Genomic DNA, 16,669 nt, shown 5'->3' with positions numbered 1-16,669 from the left:
GCGGCGTCAGCCGTCGAGTACTTCGCGCAGATCGAGGCCGAGGTCGAGCACCCGCGCCGAGTGGGTCAGTTCGCCGACGGCGATCAGGTCGACCCCGGTCTCACCGACGGCGCGGGCGGTGTCGAGTGTGAGCCCGCCGCTCGCCTCCAGGCGCACAGCAGGGTTCATCTCGTTGCGGATGGCGACCGCCTCGCGCATCTGGTCGGGAGCGAAGTTGTCGATCAGCACCTCGTCGGCGCCGGCGGTGATCGCGGCTCGCAGACCGTCGAGCGTGTCGACTTCGATCTCGACGGGGATGGTGGCGGCGAGCGCACGCACACGCTCGTAGGCCTCGGCGACGCCACCTGCCGCAGCGACGTGGTTGTCTTTGACGAGCGCCATGTCGGAGAGGCCCATCCGGTGGTTGGCTCCCCCGCCGCAGCGCACGGCGTACTTCTCGACCGCCCGCAGACCGGGCGTGGTCTTGCGGGTGTCGCGCACCGTCGCCGGTGTTCCGTCGAGCGCGTCTGCCCAACGCCGAGTGAGCGACGCCACACCCGACAGATGGCAGAGCAGGTTGAGCCCTGTGCGTTCGGCGGTGAGCAGGAGCCGCGTCGGCGCGGTGACGCGGGCGACGTCGGTTCCGGGCTCGACGCGCGACCCGTCGGCGACGAGGTACTCGAACTCGCTCGCCGCGCCACCGCACACGGTGTCGATGACGGCGGCGACGATCGGCAGCCCGGCCACCACGCCCTGCTCGCGCGCTCCGAATGTGGCGACGCTGCGCTGATCGGCCGGGATGGTGGCGGTCGAGGTGACGTCGATGCCACCCATGAGGTCTTCTTGCACCGCATGGCGCACGAGCGCCGAAAGCGCATCGGGGTCGAGGCCCGCACCGATCAGTCGATCGCGTGTGGCCGTCGAGAGCGGGTGGAACACGAACATGCGTCGAGCCTACGAGGCGGGTGCGCCGTGGATCATCGTTCGGGTCGCACGTCGATGGCGCCGACGGCGTCGAGCACGGTTTCGAGGTGGCGCACCCACGCGTCGTCCTGCTCGGGGTGATCGGAGCGTCGATGCGCCCCTCGGCTCTCGGTGCGAGCGAGCGCCGACGACACGACCGCCGACGCGATCGTGAGCAGGTTGGTCGCCTCCCACGAACGCCGACTCGGCTCGACGCCACCGTCGGTCCGCTGCTGCATGTGGCGAGCGAGCGAACCGAGTGCGCCGAGCGCCGAACTGAGCGACGACGCCGACCGCACCACGCCGACGTGGCGTGACATCGCGGCCTTCACCTCGCGCAGGCGTACGGGGTCGAACAGTGGCGGTGCGAGCGGGTCGTCGGTCGGGTCGACGACGACCCGGGCCGGGCCGGGCAACTCCCACGCGAGGTCGCGCCCGACGCGCGTCCCGGCGACGATCGACTCCGTCAGGCTGTTCGAGGCGAGACGGTTGGCGCCGTGCACGCCGGTCGAACTGACCTCACCGACGGCGTACAGACCGCGCAGCGCGGTCGATCCGTCGAGCGCTGCGGTGATCCCGCCACACGAGTAGTGCGCTGCGGGTGCGACGGGGATGCGCTCGGTGGCCGGGTCGAGTCCGATCTCTCGGCAGGCGGCCGTGATCGACGGGAACCGTTCGTAGAAGCGCTCGCCCAGATGCGTCGCATCGAGGTACACGTGGTCGTCGACGCCGCCCGGCGCTTCGGCCATGCGACGGCTCACGGCAGCCGACACGACGTCGCGCGGTGCGAGGTCCTCCTGCGGGTGCACGCCCAGCATGATCCGTTCACCGGCGGCGTCGTAGAGCTTGGCGCCTTCGCCGCGCACCGCTTCCGACACGAGCGCCTGCTGACCTCGGGCGTCGGGGCCACGCCACATCACGGTGGGGTGGAACTGCACGAACTCCATGTCACGCACCGGCAGTCCGGCACGCAGTGCCATCGCGATGCCGTCGCCGGTGACGGCCGGCGGATTGGAGGTGGAGGCGAACACCTGGCCGTAGCCGCCACACGCGATGACCACGGCGCGAGCGTTGACGGTGCCGACCGACTGGACCACGCCGTTGCGATCGGTGCGCGCCACGCTCACCCCGGCGCACTGTTCGGCGCCGTCGACGCCCACGCCCATGACGAGGTCGAGGGCGAACGTGTGGTTCATCACGTCGACGCCCGCCCCCAGCGCCGATTCGTCGAGGGTGCGCTGCACCTCGGCACCCGAACGGTCGCCGCCGGAGTGGACGATGCGGTCGTGGCTGTGCCCGCCTTCGCGAGTGAGGGCGATGTCGAGGTCGAACCCCGGCCGCGGTTCGGGGTCGTGACTCGGGTCGAACGCCGCGCCGAGACGCATCAGGTAGCGGATCGACTTCGGCGCTTCGTCGACCAACTCACGCACCACGGCTTCGTCGCAGAGCCCGGCACCGGCGGCGAGCGTGTCGCGAACGTGGTTCTCGGCCGAGTCGGCAGGGTCGAGCACGCCGGCCAGGCCGCCTTGCGCCCACTGCGTCGATCCGGCTTCGAGCACGTCCTTGGTCACGACGAGCACGCTGCGCACCGGGCGCAGCGCGAGTGCTGCCGAGAGCCCGGCGGCACCCGATCCGAGCACCACGACGTCGACGTCGCGCTCCCAGGTCGGTGCGGGAGCGCGGAGACGGCGAGGGAGCGACATCAGCTGCGAACCGTCCGGGTCACTCGGCGGTCGCCGACGGGGTGCCGATGGCGACCATCCGCTCGACCGACTGACGAGCAGCGTCGGCGATGTCGCGATCGAGCGTCACCTCGTCGGTGCCGGTCTTCAGCGAGCGAAGCAGCTTCGACGGGGTGATCATCTTCATGTACTTGCACACCGCCGCCCGGTTGACCGGTTCGAAGTTGACCTCGGGTGCGGCTTTCTCGAGCTGGTGGATCATGCCGGTCTCGGTCGCCACCAGCACGGTGCTCGCCGACGTCTCCCGTGCCGCGGCGATCATGCCGCCGGTGGAGAGGATCTTGGTGCGGGCCTCGGGAACCACACCGGCACCGACGAGGTAGAGGGCACTCGTGGCACAGCCGCACTCGGGGTGGACGAACAGCTCGGCGTCGGGTTCGGCCTCGACACGATCTTTGAGGTCGGCGCCGTTGATCCCGGCGTGGACGTGACACTCCCCCATCCAGATGTGCATGTTCTCGCGACCGGTGAGGCGCTGCACGTGCGCACCGAGGAACTGGTCGGGGCAGAACAGGATCTCCTGGTCGGCCGGGATCGACTGCACCACCTCGACCGCGTTCGACGAGGTGCAACAGATGTCGGTCTCGGCCTTGACCGCGGCGGTGGTGTTGACGTACGACACGACCGCGGCGCCCGGGTGTTCGGCCTTCCACGCTCGGAGCTGGTCGGCCGTGATCGTTTCGGCGAGCGAGCATCCGGCCCGCTCGTCGGGGATCAGGATCGTCTTGTCGTAGCTGAGGATCTTGGCCGACTCGGCCATGAAGTGCACGCCGCAGAACACGATCGTCGAGGCGTCGACCTCGGCAGCGACACGCGACAGACCGAGCGAATCGCCGGTGTGGTGCGCGATGTCTTGGATTTCGGGGAGCTGGTAGTTGTGCGCCAGGATGACCGCGTCCTTCTCCTCGGCGAGCTGGAGGACCTGCTCGCGCCAGTCGGAGGGGAGCACGTCGATGTCGACCGGATCAGCCATGGAGGCAGCGTAGACCGGTGCACCCTGAGCCACCCACGCACGATCTGAGTAGTTGTTACTCATGCGCCGAGTGGCGCTCTCTTGAGACGATCGAGCCATGTCTGCACGCATGCTCGCTCTGATGCTCGCCGCCACCTCGATCACCGTGGTCTCCACGTCGTCCCCGGCGCAGGCGACCACCTTGACGGCATCGAACGGCGCCGGGTTGCGCGCCGCGATCGACCAGGCCAACTCCGATTCGACCGTCGACCTCATCGAGGTCACCGCGACCAATGTCGTCCTCGGTGCCGGCGGCGATGTCTGCAACGACCCGCCGTTCGGTATCGACCTCGACGATGCCAACGCCAGTGGCGACCTCGACTTCACCGGCTCCCAAGACCTCACGATCCGCGGCACGGCGTCCGACCGCTCGTACCTCATCCAGAACTGTGCCGATCGTGTGATCGACCACCACGGGAGCGGCACGTTGACGCTCGAGCACCTTCGCATGGAAGGGACGATTCCCTCGGTTCCGATCGGGTCGGGCGCCGACCCGGCCGACTACTCCGGTGGCAGTGTGCGCAGCGTCGGCGGTTCGCTCGACATCGTCGACTCGCTGTTCCAGAACAGCGCTGCCGGGTCGGCGGACGCCTCCATCTCCGGCTTCGGCAGCGCGCAGACACCTGGCAGCGGCGGTGCGATCCACGCCGAGGGTGACATCACCGTCTCCGACTCCGAGTTCATCGACAACGTCGCCGGACGCGGCGGAGACGGCGACGCGAGCATTGCGGCAACTCACGGCGGCAGTGGTGGGGCGATCCACGCTCCCGTCGGCACGCTGACCGTGACCGACACGTCGTTCTCGGGCAACCAAGCGGGCAACGGCGGCAACTCCGACGACCTACCGGCCGCGCACGGAGGACCCGGTGGGGCCATCCACGGCAACATCGTGATGCTGGACGGCGTGTCGTTCTACTTGGAACGGGCGGGAACGGGCGGCGACTCCGACGACAACCGTGGCGGCGACGGCGGTGGCGGCGGTGCCGTTCGCGCCGAGACTTCCGTCTCGGCGACCCGCACGAGCTTCAACACGGTGCTCGCCGGATACGGCGGAACCGGCAACGCCGACGGTGGAGCGGTCACCCCCGGGTCACAGGGCGTCGGCGGGCCCGGTGGCAACGGTGGCGCGATCAGCGCACCCCATGTCGACCTCGACGCGTCGTTCATCACCGAGGGGTACGCGGGTTTTGGTGGAACCAGCACCAGCGACCAAGGGGGCGAAGGCGGCGACGGCGGTGGGATCTTCGCGGTCTCGGTGTCGGTGACCGACTCCGAGATCGAGGGGAGCTTCGCGGGAGACGGCGGCTACAACGCTCCTGCCTCACCGACCGCCAACGGCGGCAATGGGGGCGATGGCGGTGCCGTCGCCGCCCAGGTGAGCATCGCGTCGTCGGGTTCGTACTTCGAGTCGAACGAGGCAGGCATCGGCGGTACGGGCACCAGCGGTGGTCTCGGCGGCGACGGCGGCGCCTTCGCCGGCGCCTCGGGGAGCACGGTCACGATGACGATCGTCGACTCGGTGTTCGACGACAACGGGAGCGGAAGCGGAGGTGTCGGTTCGGGTGATGTGCGCAACGCTGCCGGCCGCGGCGGCGCCGTGTTCAACAACAACAACGCGAATCGAGCGGTCGACGTGACCAACTCGACCTTCGTCCGCAACCGGATCGGCGACGGGCCCGACAGCGTGTCGACCGGCAGTGCGATCGCGGCGAACAACATGACGCTGACGCTGACGACGGTCACCGACAACGTCGGAACGCACGCGCTGGAGTGGACCGGCACGGGGCTCGCCGGCTTCGACTTCATCACGGCCAGCGTCATCGGCGACAACGTCGGGGGCAACTGTGCGCCGTCGACGGCACCTCGACAGTTCTTCACCCAGTCGGGCGGCTACAACGTCGAAGACGGCGACTCGTGCGGGTTCGACGCGGCGACCGATCTCGTCGACCAGGCCGACCTCGGTCTCGACCCGATCTCCGCCGGTCCGTCGCCGATCGTCGATCCCGGCCTCGATCCCGACGGGGTCGGCCGCGTTCCCACGGTCGACGGCCTCCTCGACGGCCTCATCCCCGTAGCGACGTGCATCTCGGGGTTCCGCCTCGACGTCGTCACCACCGATCAATGGGCGAATCTGCGACCGGGCGGCGCTGGCTGCGAGCCAGGAGCGCTGGAGATCGGCGTGCCGGCCGACCCAGACCCAGACCCCGACCCGGATCCCGCCGGTCAACTCGACGACGCGGCGCGGTTCGTCCCCGTGGCACCGGTCCGCTTGTTCGACACCCGCGACGACGAGCCTGCGGCTGGTCCGAAGGGTCTCGTCGCTCCCGACTCGTCGATCGATGTTCAGATCACCGGCGTCGGCGGCGTGCCGAACGACGCGGTCGCCGTCGTGATGAACGTCGCGGCGATCAACGCCACCAACGGCGGCTTCGTGACGATCTGGGCGACCGGACAGCCGCAGCCGCTCGCGGCCACACACAATCTCACCGCCCCGGGCCAGACGAGACCGAACCTCGTGACGGTGCCGATCGGTGCCGGCGGCAAGGTCTCGATCTACACCCAGCGCGGAGCTCACTTCGCGGGTGACGTGGCCGGGTACTACGACGACGTCGACGTCGCGACCTCCGCTGGTCGCGTCGTGTCGGTCCAGCCGGCCCGATTGTTCGACACCCGACCGACCGAGACCGAGTCGCCGGGCCCGAAGGGCGTGCTCGGCGCCGGCGACACGATCGACGTGCAGGTGACCGGCGTGGCGGGTGTGCCGCCGACCGGCGTGTCGGCCGTCGTGATGAACCTCGCCGGCATCAACGCCACCGGCAAGGGCTTCGTCACGGCATTCCCCGCCGGTGATGACCGTCCGCTCGCCGCCGTGCTCAACCTCAACGCGGCCGGCGAGACCAACTCCAACCTCGTCATGCTCCCCGTCGGCGCCGATGGCAAGGTCAGCCTGTACTCCAGCGGCGGCACCCACCTGTCGGGCGACGTGACGGCCTACGTCACCGACAGCTCAGCGGGTGCCGGAACGCTCGGCCTGTTCGTGCCGCTCGATCCGACTCGGGCGTTCGACACCCGCCCGTCCGAGACCGACTCGGCGGGACCGAAGGGGTTCGTGGCCGCCGACTCCTCGATCGACGGCGGGCTCGGGATCGAGGTCGGTATCCCGTCGACGGCGAGTGGCGCCGTGCTCAACGTCGCCGGCGTCGCTGCCGCCGGGAAGGGCTTCGTCACCGGCTACCCGGCCGGGACCGAGCGACCGTTGAGTGCCACACTCAACCTCGCCGGCGCCGGCGACGTCCGCCCGAATGCGGCGATCCTGCCGATCGGAACGGGCGACGACATCTCGTTCTACTCGCAGTCGGGCACGCACCTCGTCGTCGACACGTCCGGCTACTTCCTGGGCTGATTCTGCTTGACTGGGCCGATGGCTCGCCGATCGACACTCGCCGCCGCAGCGTTCTTCACGGGGGCCGGAACGATGCACTTCGTGCGTCCCGACTTCTTCGAGTCGGTGGTGCCCGACTGGTTTCCCGACAAGAAGCTCGCGAACCTCGGCAGCGGTGCCGTCGAGGTCGTGCTGGGCGTGGGGCTGCTGTCGCCTCGGACGCGCAAGTTGTCGGCGCTCGGGCTGATCGCGCTGCTGATCGGCGTCTTCCCGGCCAACGTCGATTCGGCGCTCAACGACGTCCAGATCAAGCCCGGCGACGACGGCAGGATGACGCGCTCGGTCGGCACTGCCGCGGGCCCGGCCCGCATCGCCAACTGGGTTCGCCTCCCGTTGCAGCTCCCGCTGATCTGGTGGATGTGGCGCGTGGCCAAGACCGCCGATCCACGCTCCGGGTCGAAGGTGTCGAACGACTCGACCGCCTGACAGAACGTCTCGGCGACGACGGCGTCGGCGAGGTCACCCCTTCTGCAACCGACCCGACCATGGGACCGCTGTGACCGGAATTGACAACCTGGGTTGTCGGGTCGACAACCCAAGTTGTCAACTACGTGGATCAGGCCATCGGGCCCTGTTGCCGAGCGCGTGGCGATCAGCTGGCGTTGTTCGGCGCGTTGTGCTGGGCGGCGAGGTTCGTGAGCAGTTCGCGGGTCTGGGCGCGGGCGTCGGCGTCGAGGCCGAACTCGGATGCGGCGAAGTCGGTGACGCCGCACTCGGCGAGGTGCGCGATCCGTTCGGTCACCTCGTCGGCCGAGCCGAAGAGTCCGAGCTCACCGGTCGACGACACGCCTTCGCGTTCGAACATCGCCTGATACGACGGAAGCTCCATGTACATCTGTGTGTTGGCGGTCAGCACCTCGCGAGCGGCCGCCGGATCGTCGGTGACGCCGACGGGCAGCGTGGCGATCACGCGAGGGGACGGCCGGTCGGCCTGTTCGGCTGCGTCGGTGATCGTCGGGACGATGTGGTCGCGGATCGTCAACGGCCCGACCCACGCCAGGTTCGTTCCCGACGCCAGCCGACCGGCGACGCGCAGCGCCTGCGGGCCGAGTGCGGCCACGACGACCTCGACCGGTTCGGTCACCGGATAGATCGCCGCCGCTCGGCCGGTGAGGGTTTCGCCGTCGGCGTCGACACGCCCGTCGGTGACCAGCGGCATCAGCACCTCGAGGTACTCACGAAGGTGGCGGATCGGCTTGTCGTCGGCGAGACCGAGTTCGGCCATCATCACCTGGTGCGACAGCCCGATGCCGAGTGACAGCTTCGAGCGGATCGAGCCCTGCACGGTGAGTGCCTGGCCGGCGAGCATCACCGGATGCCGGGGGAACGTCGGCACGACCGCGGTACCGATCTCCATCTGTTCGACCGACTGACCGATGACCGCGAGCGCCGTCAGCGCGTCGAACCCGCCGGTCGGCAGCTCAGCGAGCCACCAGCCCGAGAAGCCTGCCGATTCTGCTGCGGCGGCATGCGCCGCCATGTCGGCGACGGAGGCTCGACCGAGCAGCGTGGTTGCGTTGAGACCGATCTTCATCGCACCGAACCTACAAGTCGGTAGTTCCCCGCCGGGAGCCGACGGTCGGCCGCGTCAGCGAGCGACGACGCGTGCCAGGTCGGCCGCGGCCGCGAGGACGGCGGTGCCGAATCGAGCGCCCGGCTGCTCGGTGAGTCGTTCGATCGGGCCGCTCACCGAGAGCGCGGCGATGATCGTCCCGTCGGGCGCCGCCACCTTGGCGCTGACCGAGGCCACGCCGGCTTCGCGCTCGCCGACACTCTCGATCCAGCCGGTGTCGGAGGTCTCGCCCGTGAGCACCCGTCCGGCAGAGCCGGCTTCGAGCGGAAACACCGACCCTTCCGGCACGATCCAGCGGAGTCCGTGCGGCGTCTCGAGCGACACGACGCAGCGGCGATGACTACCCTCCTGCACGAACAATTGCGTGCTCTCACCGGTCTCGTCACGCAACGTCGACAGGATCGGACGCGCGAGATCGTCGAGCGGGAAGCGTTCGTCCGCCGCCTGACCCAGCGAGATCAGCGCATGACCGAGTTCGAAGCGGCCGTCGCCGTCGCGGCGCAGGATCGCATGCGCTTCGAGCGCCGCCGCCAACCGATGCGCCGTCGCTCTCGGGAGGCCGGTCGACTCCTGCAGCTCGTTGAGCGACCGAGCTTCGACCGCGACGGAGCGCAACACCGTCATCGCCTTGTCGAGCACGCCCACACCCGTTACGATGTCCATATTCAGAGAATCGTATCCCAAAGTATGGGACATAGACAACAGGAGCGTCCGCGCTGATGAGCGAGACACCGAGCCGACCGAAGACACTGCCAGAGAAGGTGTGGGAGCGCCACCTCGTGCAATCGGGCGACGGCGAACCCGATCTGCTCTACATCGACCTGCACCTCGTCCACGAAGTGACGAGCCCACAGGCGTTCGACGGGCTGCGGCTCAGCGGCCGCTCCGTGCGCCGTCCCGAACTGACGATCGCCACCGAAGACCACAACGTCCCGACCGCCGACATCGACCAGCCGATCGCCGACCCGATCTCGGCCAAGCAGGTCGACACCCTGCGCGCCAACACCGCCGAGTTCGGCATCACCAACTTCCCGATGGGCGACCCCAATCAGGGCATCGTCCACGTGATCGGTCCCGAACAGGGTCGCACCATGCCGGGCATGACCATCGTCTGCGGCGACTCGCACACGGCCACGCACGGAGCGTTCGGCGCGCTCGCATTCGGCATCGGCACGAGCGAGGTCGAGCACGTGCTCGCCACGCAGACACTCCCCCAAGAGCGCCCGAAGTGGATGTCGGTCACCGTCGACGGTGACCTGCAACCCGGTGTCACCGCCAAGGACGTGATCCTCGCGATCCTCGGCGAGATCGGCACGTCGGGCGGCATCGGCCACGTCATCGAGTACCGCGGTTCGGCGATCACCTCGCTGTCGATGGAAGGCCGCATGACGGTCTGCAACATGTCGATCGAGGCCGGCGCCAAGGCCGGACTCATCGCCCCCGACCAGACGACGTTCGACTACCTCGAAGGCCGCGAGCAAGCACCGAAGGGCGCCGACTGGGACGCCGCCGTCGCCGACTGGAAGACCCTCTACACCGACGAGGGCGCCGTGTGGGACAAGGAGGTCGTGCTCGACGCGGCATCGATCGCGCCGCACGTCAGTTGGGGCACCAACCCGGGCCAGGTCATCTCGATCGACTCGCTCATCCCCGACCCGGCGAGCTTCGACAACCCGACCACGCGCGAAACCGTCGAACGGGCGCTCGAGTACATGGGCCTCGAAGGCGGCACCTCGATGCGTGACGTCTCGGTCGACACCGTCTTCATCGGCTCGTGCACCAACAGCCGCATCGAAGACCTGCGGGCCGCCGCAGCGGTCATGGAAGGTCGCACCGTCACCGTGCCGCGCGTGATGATCGTGCCCGGCAGTCACGCCGTGAAACAGCAGGCGCTCGAAGAGGGACTCGACCAGGTGTTCATCGCCGCCGGCGCCGACTGGCGCGAGCCCGGCTGCTCGATGTGCCTCGCCATGAACCCCGACAAGCTCCAGCCCCGCGAGCGGGCGGCGAGCACGTCCAACCGCAACTTCGAAGGCCGTCAGGGCCCCGGCGGGCGCACCCACCTCGTCTCCCCGGCCATCGCCGCCGCCACAGCGGTCAACGGCACGTTCTGTACACCCGCCGACCTGGAGGTGCGGTCATGAAGGAAGTCCACGTCATCACCGGAACCGGCGTGCCGCTCAAGCGCAGCGACGTCGACACCGACCAGATCATCCCGGCGGTCTGGCTCAAGCAGGTCGAGCGCACCGGCTTCGAGAAGGGCCTCTTCTCGGCCTGGCGCGACGAGCAGGACTTCGTCCTGAACGACGAGCGCTACGCCGGTGCCAACATCCTCGTGGCCGGCCCGGCGTTCGGCGTCGGCTCGTCGCGTGAGCACGCCGTGTGGGCGATCCAGCAGTACGGCTTCGACGCCGTCATCGCGCCGAGCTACTCCGACATCTTCTTCAACAACTGCACGAAGAACGGCCTGGTGCCGGTCACGCTTCCCGAGACGACCGTCGAAGCGATCTGGGCGGCCATCGAAGCCGACCCGCAGACGTCGATCGTCGTCGACGTCGAGCGACTCGCCGTCGAGGTTCCCGCAGCAGGGATCGATGCCGGGTTCCCGATGCCGTCCGACGTCCAACACCGTTTCCTCAACGGGCTCGACGACATCGGCATCACCCTCGGCAAAGCCGCCGCGATCGACTCGTATGAAGCGAACCGTCCCGCCTACCTCCGCTGACGCAAACCCTGCGGTACGGTGCGACCATGCCGTTGAGTGGAGAGTACGAACCGAGCACGTGGGACTGGGTCGCCGAACAGGTCGAGACCTATGAACGAACCGGAGGCGCCGAGGCCAACACCCTCCGCGACACCGGCATCCCGATCATCATCGTCACCTGCCTGGGCGCCAGCTCGGGCAAGCTCCGCAAGTTCGCGCTGATGCGCGTCGAGCACGACGGCGAGTACGCACTCATCGCGTCGAAGGGCGGCGCCCCGGAACATCCCGGTTGGTACAACAACCTCGTCGCCGAGCCGATGGTCGAGATCCAAGACGGTCCCGAGCCACACGACTACACGACCGAGATCATCACCGGCGATGAGCGTCAGACCTGGTGGGATCGCGGCGTGGCCGTCTACCCGCCGTATGCCGAGTACCAGGAGAAGACCGACCGCGAGATTCCGGTCTTCCTCGCTCGTCGCATCGACTGACCGACGCGCTCAGCAGGTGAACGCCGTGACCAGCTGCTTCACCAGCAGCGGGACGAGCTGTTGGCGACGCTCCCCGAACCGGGTCATGAGATCGTCGATCGCGAGATCGGACACGAGGGTGTTGACCATCGCCAGGCGCACCACCCGCTCGTCGGGCTCCATGGCGTCGAGTTCGGGAGCGAACCGCTCGGGAACCTGGGCCTCGACGACCGCACGACCGAACTCGTAGCTCTTCGCATCACGCTCGCTGAACGCTCGGCGCGCCGACGTGGCGCGAACCAAGCCGCCGACCTGGTCGTAGAGGGCCAGTCGCGCCATGACGAGACTGAGACAGCGCTCCTCGAGCGACGCACCATCGAGCACGCGACCCGACGCGTTCGACACGAGTCCGGCGACGTAGCGCTCCGTCTCGACCGCCCACTCCTCGCGAGCTTCCTCCACCGTGCCGAAGTGGCGGTACACCGAGCGGGTCGACACCCCCGCTTCGTCGGCGACCTCCTCGAGCGACGGACTGGCCACGCCCCGCTGCAGCAGGCTGCCGAGCGCGTCGAGGATGGCCTTGCGGTTGCGCAGACGCCGCCTGATCCGGCCGTCGCCTTCGCATGAGCAGGACGATTCCTCGACCCCGGCGCACGTCTGACCGCGCGAGGGGCGTTCGGTCGTCGGTTCTCTCACGTCATGAGTCATCATGCAGCCTTCCGTTGCTGAGCACAGGCACCACCTCTGACACATCCGACCGTAGTCGGCGACACCGGCGCCGCCCGTGTCGGTCAGCGTCGAGCGTGCGCGTCGAGGACGTGAGCGATCGCCATCGTCAGCCGACGGGCGGTCGGAACGTGGAGATACTCGTTCGGGCCGTGCGCGTTGGCGTCGGGTCCGAGCACGCCGGTGATGACGAACTGAGCCTCGGGGAACTTCTCCCCGAGCATGCCCATGAACGGGATCGTGCCGCCTTCACCGAACGTGCGCGCCGGTGCACCGAACGACGCCAACGACGCTGCCTCGAGCGCTTCGTCGAGCCACGGTGCGGTGGCCGGTGCGTTCCAGCCGGGAACCGCGTCGGCGTCGTGGAACGACACGCGAGCCCCGTAGGGCGGGTCGGACTCGAGTGCAGCGGCGATGGCGGCGTGCGCGGCTGCGGGGTCGGCCGTCGGCGGCAGGCGGAACGAGAGCTTGAGCGACGTCGACGGCCGCAGGACGTTGCCGGCCCGCGAGGTCGGCGGGAGCCCGTCGGCACCCACCACGCTCAGCGTGGTCTTCCACGTGCGCGCCAGCAGTTGCTCGGCCGGGTCGGCGGTGGTCGGCCCGGCGCCGTCGACGAAGGGATAGTGATCGGCGATCGCGCCGATCTCGGCTGCGGTGGCCGACGCCTCGGCGAGTCGACCTTCCGGGATCTCGACGACGAGTTCTGGAAGCAACGCCTCGCCCGTGACCGCATCTTCGACGCGATCGAGGAGTTGACGGGCGATGCGGAACGACGACGGCACCATGCCAGATGCGTCGCCCGAGTGGAGCCCTTCGGTGACGATGTCGACCGTGAGGGTGCCGAACACGCCGCCGCGAAGCGACGTGGTGACCCACATGCGGTCGTAGTCGATGCATCCCGAGTCGAGGCACACCACGAGGTTCGGCGTACCGATGCGATCGGACAGTGCCTCGACGTAGGCCGGCAGGTCGATCGACCCCGATTCCTCGCTCGCTTCGATCAGCACCACGCAACGAGCGTGGGCGAGCCCGGCGGCGTGCACCGCCTCGATCGCGGTGAGGCTGGCGAACGCCGAATAGCCGTCGTCGGCGCCGCCTCGGCCGTACAGGCGGTCACCTTCGAGGACCGGCTTCCACGGCCCGAGATCGTCGCGCCAGCCTTCCATCTCCGGCTGTTTGTCGAGGTGTCCGTACAGCACGACGGTGTCGTCGCCGGTCGCGTCGGGGTCGGTCGCCGGGATCTCCATCAGGATCACCGGCGTGCGGCCGGGCAGTTCGACGACCTCGACGGTGAGCCCGGGAATGGGCCGATCGCGGCACCATCCGGCGATCAGGTCGACGGCTTGCTGCATGTAGCCGTGCTCACGCCACTGCGGGTCGAACACGACCGACACATTGGGGATGGCGATGTAGTCGTGGAGGACCGGGACGATGCCGTCCCACACCTCGTCGCACCGCTCGCGGATCACATCGGCAGCTGAAGATTCGGTCGTCGTCACCTCGGCAACGGTACCCGTTCAGGTCAGGAGCAGCCGCTCGATACGCCGCGCCGCGATCACCGTCCCGACGATCGTCAACGCCACGAGCACGCCGGCGTGCGCCAGGATCGACACGTCCCACTCCCCCAGGTTCGCGGCACGCACGAGTTCGACGCCGTGGTACAGCGGGCTGAACTGCACCGCCCAGGCGAAGTCGCCGTATTGCGACAGCGGGTAGAACGTCGCCGAGAACAAGAACAGTGGCAGCGTGAGCGCTGGGACGTACTCGAAGTCCTCCCACGAGCGCATGTACGTGGTGAGCGCCATGCCGAGCGAGGCGAAGGCGAAGCCGATGAGCACGCACGCCGGCACCGAGAGCACGATCCACGGTGAGCTGACCATGCCGAGCGCCCACATCGTGAGCATGAACGCGGTGGAGTAGAGCGCGCCGCGGATCACGGCGAACGTGATCTCGCCGACGGCGACATCGCCAGCCGACAGCGGCGTGGCCAACACGGCGTCGTAGAGCCGAGAATGCTTGATCTTGAAGAAGACGTTCATCGTCGAGTCGAACACCGCACCGTTCATCGCCGAGGCGGCCATGAGGCCGGGGGCGACGAACTCGTCGTAGGGCACGAGCCGCCCGCCCGTCTCCACGTCGCCGATGAGTGCCGACAGACCGATGCGGATCGACAACAGGTAGAACAGCGGCTCGAAGAACCCGCTGACCAGGATCATCCACGACCGGCGATAGACGAACGCGCTGCGCTCGATCATCCGCTGCGGGCGCTTGACGTCGAACACGACCGCCGGAACGATGCGGGTGACCGCCGCCGGATTGGTGAGCACGCTCATACGCGCAACCGTTTCGTGAAGGTCACCGAGGCGGCGACGAGTCCGGCCGTGACGAAGCCGATGAGCGCAGCGAGGTGGACGACCGCCATGCCGCCGCCGAGCCCGCCGAGCACCGCCCCGCGGCACAGTTCGATGCCGTGCCACAGCGGGGTGATCCAGGCGACCGGTTCGAGCCAGTCGGGCAACTGCTCGACCGGATAGAACGCTCCGCCGAAGAGGAACATCGGGATGATCCCGAAGCGCATGATCGCCGGGAACGACGAGTCGGTCTCGCGCGTCGCCGTCCACGCCGCGAACGGCATCGCGAAGGCCCAACCGGTCAACACGCCCACCGGCAGGGTGAGGAGCAGACCGGGGTTTCTCGTGTCGGCGAAGAAGGTCAACACCACGACCACCCCCGCCGTCGACAGCAGCGACCGGAGGCCGTAGTGCAGCATCAGGCCGAGCGCGACATCGGTGGGTTCGATGGGCGTGGACGTCTGCGCTCGGTAGGCGTACGACCACGAGAATCCGTCCATGGTTGGCCAGAGCGCTTCCTGTCCCGCCACGAACATCGCCGTGGTGGCGATGACCGCCGTGGCGTAGAAGGCGGCGTACGACACACCGCCCAGCAGTTCGGCCGAATCGGCGCCACGGTCGACGAGGCTGCCCACGCCGAGCCCGACGCCGAGCAGGTACATCATGGGTTGCAGCACGGAGCCGATCAGCACCGACTTCCAGATGCGCTTGAAGTAGGTCCAGTCACGTGCGAACACGCGAATCGCCGCGGGCGTGCTCACTCGACGAGCGTCCTTCCCGTGAGCTTCAGGAACACGTCCTCGAGGCTGCTGCGCCGGACGAGTGCGCTCTCGGGCACCACTTCTCGACGGTGCAGTTCGTTGAGCGCACCGTCGCCGTCGTCGTCGTAGATCAGCAGGCGGTCGGGCAGCACCTCGATGCGGGCCCCGACGCCGTCGAGACGAGGGAGTTGCTCCTCGTTGCGGCCGTACCCGAAACGAACTTCGAGCACTTCGCGTCGAACGTGTTCGGCGATGAGCCCTTGCGGCGATCCTTCGGCGACGATCACCCCGCCGTCCATCACCACGAGGCGATCGCACAACTGCTCGGCCTCGTCCATGAAGTGCGTGGTGATGACCTGCGTGGCTCCGAGTTCCTTGAGCTGATAGAGCCGGTCCCAGAGGACGTGACGGGCCTGCGGGTCGAGCCCGGTCGTCGGCTCGTCGAGCAGGAGCAGGTCGGGATCGTTGATGAGCGACCGGGCGATCGACACGCGCCGCTTCTGGCCGCCCGAGAGCGGCTCGACCTTGCTGTCGGACTTCTCGGTGAGCTGCACGAACTCGAGCAGGTCGCGGGCCTTCGCCGCCGCTGCCTTGCGCGACAGGTCGAAGTACCGGCCGTAGATGACGAGGTTCTCGAGCACGGTCAGTTCGTTGTCGAGCTGGTCGAGTTGCGGGACGACGCCCATGCGGGCACGGATCTTGCGACCCTCGGTGGCGGCGTCGAGGCCGAAGATCCGCAGCTCGCCGTCGCTCACCGGGGACACGCACCCGATCATCCGCATCGTGGAGGTTTTGCCGGCGCCGTTGGGGCCGAGGAAGCCGAACGCCTCCCCCGGTGCGACCTCGATGTCGATGCCGTTGACCGCCGTGAACGCCTCGGGGCCCGAACCGAACCGTTTGACGAGCGAACGCGCCGAGATGAGGGGTGCACCGGACATCGTCGCAG

The 16,669-nt window shown here is 68.6% G+C and carries 15 protein-coding genes; 5 read left to right on the top strand and 10 right to left on the bottom strand.

What is annotated here, in order from left to right; genetic code table 11:
• Positions 1-6: 6 nt before the first annotated feature.
• The 3 genes from nadC to nadA are packed head-to-tail and all read right to left on the bottom strand — an operon-like array spanning position 7 to position 3,657.
• Positions 7-924 carry a carboxylating nicotinate-nucleotide diphosphorylase gene (nadC, locus tag YM304_RS06470; RefSeq protein ID WP_015440854.1) on the bottom strand — a complete coding sequence of 306 codons (918 nt, stop codon included), beginning with the start codon at positions 922-924 and terminating at the stop codon, positions 7-9.
• 32 nt (positions 925-956) lie between these two features.
• A complete protein-coding gene (locus YM304_RS06465; protein WP_015440853.1) occupies positions 957-2,645 on the bottom strand; it encodes an L-aspartate oxidase in 1,689 nt (562 codons plus the stop codon).
• A 19-nt stretch (positions 2,646-2,664) separates the two neighbouring features.
• Complete coding sequence (nadA, locus tag YM304_RS06460; RefSeq protein WP_041299121.1) at positions 2,665-3,657, bottom strand: quinolinate synthase NadA; 993 nt, start codon at positions 3,655-3,657, stop codon at positions 2,665-2,667.
• A 97-nt stretch (positions 3,658-3,754) separates the two neighbouring features.
• Between nadA and YM304_RS06455 the strand changes: the two genes are divergently transcribed.
• Entirely contained in the window at positions 3,755-7,099 is a 3,345-nt protein-coding gene (locus YM304_RS06455) for a hypothetical protein (RefSeq protein ID WP_154723338.1), read from the top strand.
• An 18-nt stretch (positions 7,100-7,117) separates the two neighbouring features.
• A complete protein-coding gene (locus YM304_RS06450) occupies positions 7,118-7,564 on the top strand; it encodes a DoxX family protein (protein WP_015440850.1) in 447 nt (148 codons plus the stop codon).
• Between the two features lie 166 nt (positions 7,565-7,730).
• Here the strand turns inward: YM304_RS06450 and YM304_RS06445 are convergent, their stop codons facing one another.
• Both YM304_RS06445 and YM304_RS06440 read right to left on the bottom strand, forming a co-directional pair.
• The gene (locus tag YM304_RS06445; RefSeq protein ID WP_015440849.1) at positions 7,731-8,672 is read right to left on the bottom strand and encodes a TIGR03564 family F420-dependent LLM class oxidoreductase; all 942 of its coding nucleotides are present in this window, start codon (positions 8,670-8,672) and stop codon (positions 7,731-7,733) included.
• 54 nt (positions 8,673-8,726) lie between these two features.
• The gene (locus tag YM304_RS06440) at positions 8,727-9,374 is read right to left on the bottom strand and encodes an IclR family transcriptional regulator (protein ID WP_015440848.1); all 648 of its coding nucleotides are present in this window, start codon (positions 9,372-9,374) and stop codon (positions 8,727-8,729) included.
• 56 nt (positions 9,375-9,430) lie between these two features.
• On the opposite strand from YM304_RS06440, the gene leuC reads away from it, so the two are divergent.
• From leuC to YM304_RS06425, 3 genes are read left to right on the top strand one after another with little or no spacing between them, the layout of a single operon-like run.
• Positions 9,431-10,855: a 3-isopropylmalate dehydratase large subunit gene (leuC, locus tag YM304_RS06435; RefSeq protein WP_015440847.1), complete on the top strand. Its 1,425-nt coding sequence runs from the start codon at positions 9,431-9,433 to the stop codon at positions 10,853-10,855.
• Positions 10,852-11,436: a 3-isopropylmalate dehydratase small subunit gene (gene leuD / locus YM304_RS06430; protein WP_015440846.1), complete on the top strand. Its 585-nt coding sequence runs from the start codon at positions 10,852-10,854 to the stop codon at positions 11,434-11,436. Before leuC ends, leuD begins: the two co-directional genes overlap by 4 nt.
• Positions 11,437-11,462: 26 nt before the next feature.
• Positions 11,463-11,906, top strand: coding sequence for a nitroreductase family deazaflavin-dependent oxidoreductase (locus YM304_RS06425; protein ID WP_015440845.1), 444 nt, complete (start codon positions 11,463-11,465; stop codon positions 11,904-11,906).
• A 9-nt stretch (positions 11,907-11,915) separates the two neighbouring features.
• On the opposite strand, the gene YM304_RS06420 is transcribed toward YM304_RS06425, so the two are convergent.
• The 5 genes from YM304_RS06420 to YM304_RS06400 form a co-directional block, all read right to left on the bottom strand.
• Positions 11,916-12,596: a TetR/AcrR family transcriptional regulator gene (locus YM304_RS06420; protein ID WP_015440844.1), complete on the bottom strand. Its 681-nt coding sequence runs from the start codon at positions 12,594-12,596 to the stop codon at positions 11,916-11,918.
• An 80-nt stretch (positions 12,597-12,676) separates the two neighbouring features.
• The gene (locus YM304_RS06415) at positions 12,677-14,110 is read right to left on the bottom strand and encodes a M20/M25/M40 family metallo-hydrolase (RefSeq protein WP_015440843.1); all 1,434 of its coding nucleotides are present in this window, start codon (positions 14,108-14,110) and stop codon (positions 12,677-12,679) included.
• Between the two features lie 18 nt (positions 14,111-14,128).
• Entirely contained in the window at positions 14,129-14,944 is an 816-nt protein-coding gene (locus YM304_RS06410) for an ABC transporter permease (RefSeq protein WP_015440842.1), read from the bottom strand.
• Positions 14,941-15,723: an ABC transporter permease gene (locus tag YM304_RS06405; protein WP_015440841.1), complete on the bottom strand. Its 783-nt coding sequence runs from the start codon at positions 15,721-15,723 to the stop codon at positions 14,941-14,943. The genes YM304_RS06410 and YM304_RS06405 overlap by 4 nt, the downstream gene beginning before the upstream one ends.
• Positions 15,720-16,661: an ABC transporter ATP-binding protein gene (locus YM304_RS06400; protein ID WP_041298069.1), complete on the bottom strand. Its 942-nt coding sequence runs from the start codon at positions 16,659-16,661 to the stop codon at positions 15,720-15,722. Before YM304_RS06400 ends, YM304_RS06405 begins: the two co-directional genes overlap by 4 nt.
• Positions 16,662-16,669: the final 8 nt, after the last annotated feature.

The sequence above is a fragment of the Ilumatobacter coccineus YM16-304 genome, from assembly GCF_000348785.1.
GTDB classification, from domain to species: domain Bacteria; phylum Actinomycetota; class Acidimicrobiia; order Acidimicrobiales; family Ilumatobacteraceae; genus Ilumatobacter_A; species Ilumatobacter_A coccineus.
Note: the sequence above shows the minus strand (reverse complement) of the source record. Positions and strands in the feature narration are given on the sequence as shown.